General features: G+C 70.3%; 10 protein-coding genes and 1 pseudogene. 8 read left to right on the forward strand and 3 right to left on the reverse strand.

The genetic code is table 11. The features are described from left to right. The first annotated feature begins 149 nt into the window (after positions 1 to 149). The 6 genes from AB0N81_RS06315 (at position 150) to AB0N81_RS06340 (ending at position 7,376) form a co-directional block, all read left to right on the forward strand. Positions 150 to 2,369, forward strand: coding sequence for an acyl-CoA dehydrogenase (locus tag AB0N81_RS06315; RefSeq protein ID WP_365356154.1), 2,220 nt, complete (start codon positions 150 to 152; stop codon positions 2,367 to 2,369). A 22-nt stretch (positions 2,370 to 2,391) separates the two neighbouring features. Then, positions 2,392 to 3,576 (forward strand): lipid-transfer protein, encoded by a 1,185-nt coding sequence (locus AB0N81_RS06320; RefSeq protein WP_365356388.1) that lies wholly within the window; start codon positions 2,392 to 2,394, stop codon positions 3,574 to 3,576. Between the two features lie 288 nt (positions 3,577 to 3,864). Beyond that, on the forward strand, positions 3,865 to 5,241 hold the full coding sequence (locus AB0N81_RS06325) for an MFS transporter (RefSeq protein WP_365356155.1): 1,377 nt from the start codon (positions 3,865 to 3,867) through the stop codon (positions 5,239 to 5,241). 71 nt (positions 5,242 to 5,312) lie between these two features. Next, a complete protein-coding gene (locus AB0N81_RS06330; protein ID WP_365356156.1) occupies positions 5,313 to 5,888 on the forward strand; it encodes a SigE family RNA polymerase sigma factor in 576 nt (191 codons plus the stop codon). Continuing rightward, on the forward strand, positions 5,885 to 6,688 hold the full coding sequence (locus AB0N81_RS06335) for a hypothetical protein (protein ID WP_365356157.1): 804 nt from the start codon (positions 5,885 to 5,887) through the stop codon (positions 6,686 to 6,688). The genes AB0N81_RS06330 and AB0N81_RS06335 overlap by 4 nt, the downstream gene beginning before the upstream one ends. A 55-nt stretch (positions 6,689 to 6,743) precedes the next feature. Then, entirely contained in the window at positions 6,744 to 7,376 is a 633-nt protein-coding gene (locus AB0N81_RS06340) for an HAD-IA family hydrolase (RefSeq protein ID WP_365356158.1), read from the forward strand. Between the two features lie 56 nt (positions 7,377 to 7,432). Here AB0N81_RS06340 and AB0N81_RS06345 read toward each other — a convergent pair. Next, a pseudogene (locus AB0N81_RS06345) lies at positions 7,433 to 8,430 on the reverse strand (IS5 family transposase). 615 nt (positions 8,431 to 9,045) lie between these two features. Between AB0N81_RS06345 and AB0N81_RS06350 the strand changes: the two are divergent. Together AB0N81_RS06350 and AB0N81_RS06355 are read left to right on the forward strand one after the other, a co-directional pair. Beyond that, complete coding sequence (locus AB0N81_RS06350) at positions 9,046 to 9,660, forward strand: hypothetical protein (protein ID WP_365356159.1); 615 nt, start codon at positions 9,046 to 9,048, stop codon at positions 9,658 to 9,660. A 9-nt stretch (positions 9,661 to 9,669) separates the two neighbouring features. Next, positions 9,670 to 10,059: a hypothetical protein gene (locus tag AB0N81_RS06355; RefSeq protein WP_365356161.1), complete on the forward strand. Its 390-nt coding sequence runs from the start codon at positions 9,670 to 9,672 to the stop codon at positions 10,057 to 10,059. 439 nt (positions 10,060 to 10,498) lie between these two features. On the opposite strand, the gene AB0N81_RS06360 is transcribed toward AB0N81_RS06355, so the two are convergent. After that, positions 10,499 to 11,131, reverse strand: a complete 633-nt coding sequence (locus AB0N81_RS06360) for a response regulator transcription factor (RefSeq protein WP_365356390.1) — start codon at positions 11,129 to 11,131, stop codon at positions 10,499 to 10,501. Positions 11,132 to 11,495: 364 nt separating this feature from the next. Then, the gene (locus tag AB0N81_RS06365) at positions 11,496 to 12,863 is read right to left on the reverse strand and encodes a sensor histidine kinase (RefSeq protein ID WP_365356162.1); all 1,368 of its coding nucleotides are present in this window, start codon (positions 12,861 to 12,863) and stop codon (positions 11,496 to 11,498) included. Positions 12,864 to 12,891 lie beyond the last annotated feature (28 nt).

Genomic DNA, 12,891 nt, shown 5'->3' on the forward strand with positions numbered 1-12,891 from the left:
CGGCTCCGATCCGGGCCTGATCCGACCGCGATCCGACCGCGATCTGACCACGATCCGACCACGACCTGACCTTCCGTCAGATTGAAACGTGTTCTACTCTGCCTCCGTCCCGGCAGCTGCCACCGGCGAGGATGCGCAGGGAGATCGCGATGGGAATCGGAATCACGCGGGAGCAGGGGGAGTTGGCGTCGGCGGTGCGCGGCTGGATCGCCCGCGCCGCGCCACCCGAGGAGACACGCCGGCTGCTCGACACCGCCCCGGCCCCCCGGCTCCGCACGGACGGGAAGGGCCCCGCCCCCGGCGACGGCAGGCCCGCCCACTGGGACGGACTCGCCGGGCAGGGCCTCCTCGGCGTCCATCTGCCCGAGGAGTACGGCGGCGGGGGCGGGGACCTCCTCGACCTCGCCGTGGTCCTCGAAGAGGCGGCGCGGGCCGCGCTCCCCGGCCCCTTCGCGGCGAGCTCCCTCACCTCGCTGGTGCTGCGCCGCGCGGGCGCGCACGCGCTGGTCGCCGACCTGGCCGCCGGTGCCCGCATCGGAGCCGTCGCCCTGGACACGGGCACCCTCACCGCCGTCTCCGTACCCGACGGGCACATCCTCGACGGCACGGCGCCGCCCGTCCTCTCCGGCGGCGAGGCGGACCTGCTCGTGCTGGCCGCCGCGTCGGCGACGGGCCCCGTGTGGCTGGCCGTCGACGCCGACGCCCTGACCGTACGTACCCACGAGAGCGCCGACCCGACGCGGCCCACCGCCGAAGTGAGCGCACGGGCCGTCCACGTCCCCGCGGAACGGACGCTCGCCGTGGACTCCGCGGCCGTCCGCGACCTGGCGGCCGCCGTACTGGCCGCCGACGCGTGCGGCACCGCGGCGTGGGCGCTGCACACCGCGGCCGAACACGCCAAGGTGCGCGAGCAGTTCGGGCGCCCCATCGGACAGTTCCAGGGCATCAAGCACCTCTGCGCCGACATGCTGGTCCGCGTCGAGCAGGCCCGCGCCCTGGCCTGGGACGCGGCCCGCGCCGCGGACGACCCCGGCCTGCCGGAGGACATACGGGGCCTGGTCACCGCCCTCGCCGCGGGCACCGCCTTGGACACCGCGTACTCCTGCGCCAAGGACTGCGTGCAGATCCTCGGCGGCATCGGCTTCACCTGGGAACACGACGCCCACCTGTATCTGCGCAGGGCGGTCGTGGCGCGGCAGCTGCTCGGCGCCGGCGACGCGCACAGGCTGCGTGCCGTGCGGCTCGCCGAGGGCGGCGCGCGGCGCGAACTGCGCCTGCACCTGCCGGCGGAGGCCTCGGCCGACGCGCAGGCGTACCGGGTCCGGGCCCGGGCGGCGATCGCCCCCGCCCGCGGACTCGCCCCCGCCGAGGCGCGCAAGGCACTCGCCCCCACCGGTTACGCGGCCCCGCACCTCCCCGAACCGTACGGACTGGGCGCGGGTCCCATCCAACAACTCGTCGTACAGGAGGAGTTGAAGGCCGCCGGGGTGAAGATCGGCGACCTCGGCATCGCGACGTGGGTGATCCCCTCCCTCATCGCGTACGGCACCGACGCGCAGCGCGAGCGCTACCTCGCGCCGACCCTGCGCGGTGAACTGCTCTGGTGCCAGCTCTTCAGCGAGCCGGGCGCGGGCTCCGACCTCGCGTCCCTGCGCACCAGGGCCGAACGCGTCGAGGGAGGCTGGCTCGTCAACGGCCAGAAGGTGTGGACGAGCGCCGCCCAGTGGGCGGACCACGGCATCCTCCTCGCCCGTACGAACCCGTCGGCGCCCAAGCACAAGGGCCTCACGTACTTCCTCGTCGACATGAGGAACGCCGCGGGGATCGACATCCGCCCCCTCAAGGAGATCACCGGCGACTCCCTCTTCAACGAGGTGTACTTCGACGACGTGCTCCTCCCCGAGGACGCCGTCGTCGGACAGATCGACGACGGCTGGCGGGTCGCCCGCGACACGCTCGGCAACGAACGCGTCCACATGGCCGACCAGGTGGCGTTCGACACCGGGCTCGAAGCGCTCATCGCACGCGCCGGTGAACTCGACGGCGCGCACCGCGCACGCGTCGGGGCGCTCGCCGCCGAGGCACACGCACTCGCCTGCATCGGGCTGCGCACCACCATCCGGCAGGTGGCGGGCGCGGAGCCGGGCGCGGGCGCCGCCATACGCAAACTCGTCCAGACCCCGCACCAGCAGAAGGTCGCCGAACTGGCCCTCGAACTCCTCGGCGCGGCGGGCGCGGTGCGCGAGGGCCCGGGGGAGCGGGCGCTGCACGGCTTCCTGATGTCGCGCTGCCTGACGATCGCGGGCGGCACCACTCAGGTCCAGCTCAACGTCGTCGCCGAACGCATCCTGGGCCTGCCCCGTGACTGATCCCATGACTGGAAGGACCCTCATGAAGGCGTACGTCGTCGGTGTCGGGATGACCAGGTTCGAGAAGCCCGAGACGCGCGACTGGCAGTACTGGGACATGGCGAAGGAGGCGGGCACGAAGGCACTGGAGGACGCCGGTATCTCGTACGACCAGGTCGAGCAGGTCCCCGTCGGCCACTGCTTCCAGGCCTCGACGGCCGGCCAGCGCGCCGTCTACGAACTCGGCCTGACCGGCGTCCCCGTCTACAACGTCAACAACAACTGCGCGACCGGATCGACCGCGCTGATGATGGCGCGCCAGTTCGTGGAGGGCGGCCTGAGCGACTGCGTGCTCGCGCTCGGCTTCGAGAAGATGACGCGCGGGGCGCTGGGCGGAGGGGGCGAGGGCGACTTCGCGACGTCACCCGTCGCCCGGCACTACGGGATCATGGCCGAGCGGCACGGCTTCGAGATGACCCCGCCCACCGCGCAGATCTTCGGCAACGCGGCCCGCGAGCACATGGAGAAGCACGGCACGACCGAGGCACAGCTCGCGGCGGTCGGCGCCAAGAACCACCGGCATTCGGTGCACAACCCCTACGCCCAGTTCCAGGACGCGTACACCGTCGACGAGGTCCTCGCCGCCAGGACCATCCACCGGCCGCTCACCAAGCTCCAGTGCTCCCCGACGTCGGACGGTTCGGCGGCGGCGGTCGTCGTCTCCGAACGGTTCGTGGCACGGCACGGCCTCGCCGGGCGCGCGGTGGAGATCGCCGCCCAGGCCATGACCACCGACACCGGCGAGTCCTTCGCCTCCGGGTCGTGCGTCGACGCCGTCGGACAGCCCATGTCGCGCGAGGCGGCACGCCAGGTGTACGAGAGGTCGGGGCTCGGCATCGAGGACGTGGACGTCGTCGAACTGCACGACTGCTTCTCCATCAACGAACTCCTCACGTACGAGGCACTCGGCATGTGCGCGCCCGGCGAGTCGGGAGAACTCGTCGAGAGCGGCGCGACGACGTACGGCGGACGGTGGGTGGTGAACCCCTCCGGCGGCCTCATCTCCAAGGGCCATCCGCTCGGCGCGACGGGCATCGCGCAGGTCGCCGAGCTGACCTGGCAGCTGCGCGGAGAGGCGGCGGCACGACAGGTGAAGGGGGCGCGGGTAGGACTCGCGCACAACATCGGTCTCGGCGGGGCGGCGGTGGTGACGCTCCTGCGCAGGTAGGGGGGCGGGTTCCCTGCTCCCCTTACGGGGGGCGGGTCTCCCTGCTCCCCTTACGGGGGGCGGGTTCCCTGCCCCCCTTACGGGGGGCGTTGGACCTAGGCCTGTCGGCCCAGGACAGAGGGCGCGAATTCCCGATGCGTCGCTCGAGTCTCGCTTGAGAGGATGGCTGTCATGGTCCAGACGCCCTCCACCACTTACACAGCCGGTTCGGCTCCCGTGTCCGCCCCCGCCCCTACCTCTGCCCCTACCCATACCCCGGCCCCCGCCTCGCCGAAAAGGTCCGTCCCGGTGTGGGCGGTCCTGCTGACCGCCTGCGCGGGCCAGTTCCTGGTCGTCCTCGACGTGTCCGTCGTGAACACCGCGCTGCCGTCGATGCGGTCCGACCTGGGTATGAGCGCCATCGGCCTGCAGTGGGTCGTCAACGCGTACTCCATAGCCTTCGCCGGCTTCATGCTGCTCGGCGGACGAGCGGGCGACCTCTTCGGACGCAAGCGGATGTTCCTCGTCGGGCTCGGCCTCTTCACCGCCGCCTCGCTCGGCGGCGGCCTCGCGCAGGCCGAATGGCAGTTGCTCGCGGCACGGGCCGTGCAGGGCCTCGGCGCCGCGGTCCTCGCGCCGTCGACCCTGACCATCCTCACCTCGGCGGTGCCCGAGGGCGCGGCGCGGGCGAGGGCGATCGGCGTCTGGTCGGCGGTCGGCGCGGGCGGCGGCGCGGCGGGCGGGCTTGTCGGCGGGGTCCTGACCGACCTGCTCTCCTGGCGCTGGGTGCTCCTGATCAACGTGCCGGTCGGCGCCCTGGTGATCGTCGCCGGCCTGGCCTGGCTCACCGAGAGCAGGGCCGACCGGACGCGCCGCCTGGACGTGCCGGGCGCGGTGCTCGTCACCGCCGGACTCGCCACCCTCGCGTACGGCATCGTGCAGACCGAGGAGAAGGGCTGGACGGCGGCGGCGACCCTGGTGCCGCTGGCGGCCGGGCTCGCGCTCCTCGTGGCCTTCCTCGTGGTGGAGGCGCGCACGAAAATGCCGCTGATGCCGCTGAAGCTGTTCAAGGTACGGACGGTGTCGGCCGCGAACGCCGCGATGTTCGTGTGCGGCGCCGGCATGTTCGCCATGTGGATGTTCATGACGCTCTACACCCAGAACGTCCTCGGCTACTCCCCGCTCAAGGCGGGCCTCGCCCTCATGCCGTCCTCGCTCACCGTCGTCCTCGGCTCGATGCTCGCACCCCGCCTGATGCCGGTGCTGGGCGCGAAGAACGTCTCCGTGATCGGCATCCTCGTCGCCTCCGCGGGCTTCGGCTGGCAGTCGATGATGATGACGGTCGACGGGGCGTACGTCACCTCGATCCTGCTGCCCGGCATGGTGATGATGCTCGGCGCGGGCCTCGCCACGACACCGCTCGCCTCGCTCGCCACGTCGGGCGCCCGGCCGGGCGACGCGGGACTCGTCTCCGGCCTGGTCAACACCTCCCGCACCATGGGCGGCGCGCTCGGCCTCGCGGTGCTGTCCACGGTGGCGGCAGCGCAGATGAACGGCTCGGCGTCGCGGCAGGCGCTCACCGACGGATACGCGATGGCGTTCCGGACGAGCGGGTGCATTCTGCTGGCGGGCGTCGTGGTGCTGCTCCTGTGGATGCCGCGGCAGCGGAGTTCCTCACAGGGGTGAGGCAGGAGTTCCTCACAGGGTGAGGCAACGGTTTGCGGCCCTCATGGACTCCAATGTGCAAGGAGGCATTCATGGGGGAGCGAAAACAGACCGTGGACGGTGAGTGCGGCGGTGGGTTCGGCGGTGGGTTCGACGGTGACTTCCAGGGGTTTGTCACCGCCCGCTGGTCGCAGCTGATGCGCACGGCGTTTCTTCTCACCGGACAGCAGCACGCGGCAGAGGACCTGGTGCAGTCGTCCCTGGAGCGGACGTATGTGTCCTGGCGGAAGGTCAGCGCGGCGGGCGACCCGGACGCGTATGTGCGCCGGATCATGATCAACCTTCATGCGCGCAGACACCGCCGGAAGCTCAAGGAGTTCCTGTCCGTGCAGGACGCGGCCCCGGTGCTCGACAGGCCGGAGCACGGCGACCGCATGGCGCAGGCGGACGACCGCGCGGCGCTGCTGCATGCCCTCGCCCAGCTGCCCGTCCGCCAGCGAGAAGCGGTCGTCCTGCGGTATTGGGAGGACCTCAGCGAGACCCAGACCGCCGAGGCTATGGGCTGCTCGGTCGGCGCCGTGAAGAGCAATGCCGCCAAGGGAATCGCCAAGCTGCGCGCCATACCCGCACTGACCGAGAAGGTCGGAAGCCGAGGGGAGAAGCAATGACCAGGGACCAGGACCCGGCGCAGCTCGACACCGCCGCGCACAGCGACATCACCCAACGCCTCGCCGACGTGGCGGACGCGGTCGAGACCGGCACGGTCCCGTTCGAGGCGGTGCTGCGCGGCGGCCGGCGCAGGAAGACGCGCCGCTGGGTGATCAGTGCCCTGGCGGCCGTCACGTTCGCCGGCTCCACGGGTTCGCTGGCCCTCGCCGTGGTGGACGGCAAGGACCAGACCCGGGCGGCATCACGGGGCGACTCGGTGCGGGACCGCCATGTGTACACCCCGCAGTTCACCCCGTTGACCGAGATCAGGGACAGCTCCGGCACCCGGGTGGCCCGGGTGGAGCTCCAGATGTGGGGCGCCCCGCGCGACGACGAGGAGGCGCGCGGCCAGAAGAAGGCGATGACGGAGGCCGGCCTGTGGGACGAGCGGACGACCGACCCCGTCCCGAACTTCCACCAGCCCTGGTTCGCGGTCGTCGTCAGAGCCGACGGCAAGGAGAAGGTCGCCTCCTTCGGCCTCCAGGACAAGAAGCCGGGCGGCGACGACGGCATGGGCTTCGCCTCGGTGGAGTTCGAGGTGAAGGGCCGCGAGCTCACGGTCGGCCACGTCGGCCCGAAGACGGACCGCCTCGAGTTCGAGTACGAGAACGGCACGACCGAGCCCGAACTCCGCAAGGCCGCAGGCTCCGCGTACTTGTGGTTCACACGCCAGCAACCCGAACCGTCCCCCAAGGGCAAGCTGGTGTCGGTGCACCTCTATGACGGGGACGAGGTGGTGACGGTGGTGCAGGAGGACTAGAGCCTGTTCGGAGTCGTGATCTGGTAGCAATTGAGGGCTGTGGTATGCATGGGCGGTGACGGCTTCCGAGATATCCAGCAGGCCCTTTGACGCGGTGCTGTGCGACCTCGACAACGTGATCCGCTTCTACGACTTGACTCCGCTGGCCGAGTTGGAGCGTGCAGTGGGAGTGACCGAGGGCATCACCGCAAGGGTGGCCTACGCCCCTGAAGTGGACCTGCCGCTCCTCCTCGGCAAGATCACCGAAGAGGAATGGGTGGACTCCATCGCGTCGGCGCTCTCCGACAAGGTCCCGCAGGCGCAGGCCCGTGAGTTGGCGGTGGCGCTTGCCGATGCGCCGTTCCGGGCCGACGACGTGGTGGTGGCCCTGCTGCGCCGGCTGCGAGGACACATGCCCGTGGTCCTGGTAACCAACGCGACCCTGGAGCTGGAGCGCGATCTTGAGGCGATGGGGCTGGCGGATCTCGCGGACCATGTCGTCAGCAGTGCACGGGTGGGGGTGGCCAAGCCCGATCGGGAGATCTACGAAATCGCAGCCGAGCGAGCCGGAGTCGCCGCCCACCGGTGCCTGTTCGTGGACGACTTGCTGAAGAACGTCGAGGCCGCCACCGCGCTTGGGATGACTGGTGTGCACTACCAGGGGCCTGGCGACCTCCAGAAGGTGCTGGGCTTTCTCCCCGGCAGTTGAGAAGTTGAGAATCCCCCTCACCTTCGGTGCCGGCCCTGGGCATGCCCTGGCCATGATCATGTGGTGGGGCGGAGGCTGCGTATCCAGATGACCGAGCCGCGCAGTTGAAGCCCGGCCAGATAACTGCCCGGCGTCTTGTCGTAGCGTGTGGCCACGCCCCGCCACGCCTTCATCTTGTTGATCAGCCGCTCCACGGTGTTGCGCTCCCGGTAGAGCTCGGCGTCGTGGGAGATCGGGCGCCCGCCCATGCTTCCGCGTTTCCTGCGGTTCGCTGCTTGGTCGGTCTTTTCCGGGATCACCGCTTTGATCTGCCGCTTCCGCAGGTAGGCGCGGTTCGCGCGGGACGAGTAGGCCTTGTCCGCCGAGACTGCGTCGGGCCGGGTACGAGGACGGCCCACTGGGCCGCGGACCCTGACTTTCTCCAGGACGGGGATGAACCGGGGGCTGTCGGCGGTCTGTCCCTCGGTCACCACGAAGGCCAGCGGGCGGCAACGCCGGTCGGATGCCAGATGAACCTTGCTGGTCAGCCCGCCGCGAGAGCGCCCCAACGCCGCCGCCTTGAGCCTCGCGCGGCGTCGGCGCCGGATGCGCCGCCGCTCAGTCCGGTCGGCATCCTCTTCCTCTCCCTGAGCCACATCCCGCTCCTTTTGCCGCTTTCGCACGCCCCCTTTGTTCGATCGACGGTCTCCTCCAATGAGGTGAGGACATCGTCACTCACCCGCATTCCCGCTGCGTCGTGGTGGGCACGAGCCACCGTGGAATCGACGCTGACCAGGGACAGCTCCGCCTGCCCGCGCCGGGCGGTCTCCGCGATCATGCCCTCCATCAGGGCCTCGAAGACGCCGGAGTTCCGCCACTGAGCAAAGCGGTCATAGACCGTCGACCACGATCCGAACTCCGGCGGCATCTCCCCCCACTGACTGCCCGTACGGAACCGCCAGATCACCCCCTCGAACTGCTCACGCAGGCGCTCCGGGTAGGGGCCGTAGCGCCCTATCGGCAGGAACGGCTCGACCAACTGCCACTCATCATCACTGAGTTCACGTCGTGCCACACAAGCGTTCTACCAGCCCAAGCGGCACTCAGGGCACAGAACCCGAGCACATTGATCACGACTCCGAGCAGGCCCTAGAGCCTGACGAGCCCGGCGTGGTAGCGGACAGCGAGCTTGTCGAACCGCGTCGCAATCGCGCGGAACTGGATGCCCCGGCGCCGTCGAGGACCTGACCGAGCGTGGTGGCATCGTGAACGTTGCCGGGCGTGAGCACGACGGACAGAACTCCGCTGGCGCATCGAGCGCGACTACCGCGAGCTCAAAGGCGGCCTGGGGCTGGCGCACTTGGAGGGCCGCACCTGGCGCGGATGGCACCACCACGTCAGCCCCACGCAAAACACCATTCGCGACGCGCAGTTAGCATTCAAGCCTCCGTGATAGGGGGCCCCTTTCGTTAGTCGATGTCGCGTCAGGTAAGGGTGGTAGGAAAACCCTTCTTCCTTTGCGTCTCATTTAAAAGCGCATTAGTCTCCGGGCTGCTCTCCCTCGGTGATGCAAGCTCACTCGTTCGAGGGCCACTTAGTGCGCGAGGAGACTCTGTGAAGCCATACGGTTTGCGGACCCCGACGTTTCACGGGGACCCATCGCGCGCACAGTACGCACGAAAGGCTAAACGTGAACCGTAAGAGCTGGCGTATCCGCACCACCGTCATCTCTGCAGCCGTCGCAGGAGCCGTAGCCGTAGCCGGCGTCGGCACCGCAAACGCTGTGGCGGCCCTCGACAGCAGCCAGTCGAAGGCGCTCACAGCCCAGACCTCCCAGCTGGCCACCGACAGGCTCAGCCTGGAAGACGACCAACTGGAACAACTTGGCTCCGAAGACGAAGTCCTCGCAGGAATCGAGAAAGCCTTCGCCGTCGTCGACGCCATCCCCGACGATGTCCTGGAGAAGGGGCAGGAGGCCACGCAGCAGTGGCTGCAGAAGGAGCTGGCCGCCGGCGGCAGCGAAGCCGCGGCGACCCGAGCCTTCAGCGCCCCCAAGTGTGCGGCGGGAATCCTTCAAGCTATCGGTTCCAACATCTTCGCTGTCGCCAAGATCTACAAGATGAAGAAGGCGATCGACAAGCTCGGCGGCATCAAAAAGATCGTCAACAAGATCCGCAGCGCAAAGAAGAAGGGTAAAACATTCAAGCAGGGCATCAGGGACGTCTTCGAAGAGGCTGGCGCCGGTATGGGCGCCATAGCCATCGGATTCCTGGGAGTCGACGGCGTCATCAAGAACTGCTGGTAAGGGGAGCCGGTGAACACCCTGGCAGAGGCTCTGCGCTGGACATTCCTATGCGGGGCAGCCGCTCTCCTGGTCGCATGCATGATCACAGCCATCCGGAAGCGTGCCACAGGAGCTGGCTTTGGGCCGATCGTCGCCCACATGGAGAGCAAGTGGTTCAGCGCCGACAAAACCCTCTTCGCCATAATCACCGGCTACTTCGGTTCGTGGGTCGCAGCACACATCGGCGGATCGCCCCCTGATGTAGGCGAATGCCTCACAATCCTCTTCCCGCTAGGCGTCGTTGCCGCGTTCGTCGCGACCCGGCTCACGGCGAGGAGAGCCGACCGCGCCCTACAGATCAAGCTGCTGGCACTCGTCGCCGCACCCATAGCGCTCGGCGCCGCTATGACAGGCTGGTAGCGAGCGCGCCCCAGCCGGCTCCCGCGCGAGCATGGAAACCGGCTGGGCACCATGCCCGCCCCAGACCCACGCCCAAGAGGCCCGACGACGCATCCCCCGCCCGCACCGAACGGCCGGGCGCAGGCAACCAGGGCCTGTATGCCAATTCCCGTCTGCCGCGCTCCGGGAAACGACGCGAATTGTCAGACAGGCCCTGGACGGGGGCGTGTGGTGCGGGGCGGCTTCTACTGGGTGGGGCGGGGCACTGCCCGGGGTGGCTTCCACCGGGTGGGGCGGCAGTTCGCGGCGCGGCGGCCCGCACCTGCACGGAGAGGCCCGCTTTGCGCGGCCCGCACCCGCACCGCGCCGCTGCCCTGCACCGCGCAGGCTGCCCTGCACCGCGCAGGCTGCCCTGCACCGCGCAGGCCGCCCCGCACTGCGCCGCCCGCACGTGCGGCGCTCACAGCCAGCCCTGTTGCCGGGCCTCCCGCACCGCCTCCATCCGGTTCCGAGTCCCCGTCTTGCCGATCGCGGCGGACAGATAGTTCCGTACGGTCGACTCCGACAGATGCAGCTTGCCCGCGATGTCGGCGACCGTGGCGCCGTCCACGGAGGCCTTGAGGACGTCCGCCTCACGGCCGGTAAGGGGGCTCGGCCCCGCACTCAGCGCGGCCGCGGCGAGTGCCGGGTCGATCACCGTCTCGCCCCGCAGTGCCCGGCGGACCGCTTCGGCGAGCTCCTCGACCGGCCCGTCCTTGACCAGGAAACCGACCGCGCCCGCCTCCATGGCACGGCGCAGATAGCCCGGCCTGCCGAAGGTCGTGAGGATGAGGACACGACAGTCGGGGCACTCCTCGCGAAGGTCGGCCGCGGCGTCCAGTCCGCTGCGGCCCGGCAGCTCGATGTCGAGCAGTGCCACGTCCGGGCGGGCGGTCAAGGCCGCGTCGACGATCTCGTCGCCCGCCCCGACCTGCGCGACGACCTCGATGTCCTCCTCCATCCCGAGCAGCAGGGCGAGCGCGCCTCGCATCATGCCCTGGTCCTCGGCGAGGAGAACTCTGATGGACTTTCCCGGGCGGCGGTCCTGCGGCATCTCGTTCACGGGGAAAAGGGTATGGGTGGTGGTCTGTTGAGGCAGGGCGGCGCGGTCGCGTCGCGTCCGTGGCCGAAGCGGCGGAAGCCGACCCCGAGAGTGCGTGCCGGTCGCCGGGGCCCGTCCGGTCTCGCGGAGCAGCGCCCGCGAAAGCTTGCGCACAGGCTGATGGGACTCAGCCCGCAAACGGGGGCCGTTCACGTGTCTGTCCTGCTTCGTGCCGCCACGACGACCCTGATCGCCGCGCTCGCCCTCCTGGGCGCCTCCATTGGACTCCGGCACCACCCTCTACGACTCCTTCGGCAACGCCAACGCCCGAGGCTGACGGCACCCTCCGTGACGACCGGTCAGGTGCGGAGGAGGGTTAGGAGAGACCCGAGGTCGGAGTCGGAGTCGGTGCCGAAGTCGAAGCCGGCGTCGGAGGCGGGGTCGGGGCCGGGTCGGCTTCGGTGGACGGGAGGACGGCCGTGACGCGGAAGCCCGGGTGGCCCGGGCGGGGGGACGGGCCGGAGGTGAGGGAGCCGCCCGCCGCGGCGAGGCGCTCGGCCAGGCCCTTCAGGCCGCTGCCCGATACGCCCGGTGCGCCTGGTGTGCCTGGTGTGCTCGATGTGCCTGAGGGCGTGCCCGGGGTCGATGCCGGGTCGGGGGAGGCGTTCGTCCCGCCGCCGTCGTCCGTGATGACCAGGCGGGTCTGTTCGGAGGTGCCGGTGACCTCGATCTCGCAGTGGGCCGCGCCGGAATGGCGTACGACGTTGGTGGCGGACTCGCGGACCACCCAGCCGAGGAGCGCCGCGGTCTGCGGGGAGAGGGGCGGCCCCGACTGGCGTACGACCGATTCGATGCCCGCCGCGCCGAGCAGATCGCGGGCCCGGTCCAGCTCCGTGGCGAGGCTGCCCTCGCGGTAGCCGGTGACGGCCTCGCGGATCTCGGTGAGCGCCTGACGGCCGACGGATTCGATGTCGGCGACCTGGCCGAGCGCCGCGTCCAGGTCGCGAGGGGCCAGGCGGCGGGTGGCCTCCGCTTTCACCACGATCACGGAGAGCGTGTGGCCGAGCAGGTCGTGCAGGTCGCGGGAGAAGCGGAGGCGTTCCTTCTCGACGGCGGCGCGGGCCAGTTCCTCGCGGGTGTCGCGGAGTTCGCGGACGGCCTCGGACAGGGAGAGGATCGCGGCGGTCACCATGGTGGAGAGGAACGTGCCGTAGGCGATGGTCACCGCGCCCCAGCCGTCCCGGAAGCCGCCGATGACGCCGGCGAGTGTGCTCAGGCCCAGGCCGACAGGGCCGAGGCCGCGCCCCCGTACGACGGCTCCGGTGGCGAGGCCGAGGAGGGGGAAGAACATCAGCCAGTTGCCGCCGTAGCCCGCGGCGAGGGCGATGGTGAGCGCGGCCAGGGCGCCGAGGGCCCGGAGAGTGGCGGGTGCGGTGCGCTTCTCCTTGTCGAAGGCGCGGAATACGACGGCGATGTAGAGGGAGTTGAAGGCGAGCAGCCCCACGCCCGCGATCCACGGGTTGGGGGTCTTGCCCTGGAGGAGGTGCGAGAAGGCGCCCATGCCCATGAGCAGCCAGGGCAGCAGGGCGAAGCCGTTGGGCGGGCCGAACTCGTGCGGGGGGATCTCGCCCGCCTTCTTCTTGGCGCGCCGGGCGGGCTCGGCCTCCGCCCATTCGGACTTCCACGCCCGGCGGGCGTGCTGCCACCCGTGCATCCGGCAGCTGACCTTGTTCTTCCAGGACATGTCCACGTTCCTCGTCCTCCGGCTCATG

Source organism: Streptomyces sp. NPDC093510, from assembly GCF_040683555.1.
Taxonomy (GTDB): Bacteria; Actinomycetota; Actinomycetes; order Streptomycetales; family Streptomycetaceae; genus Streptomyces.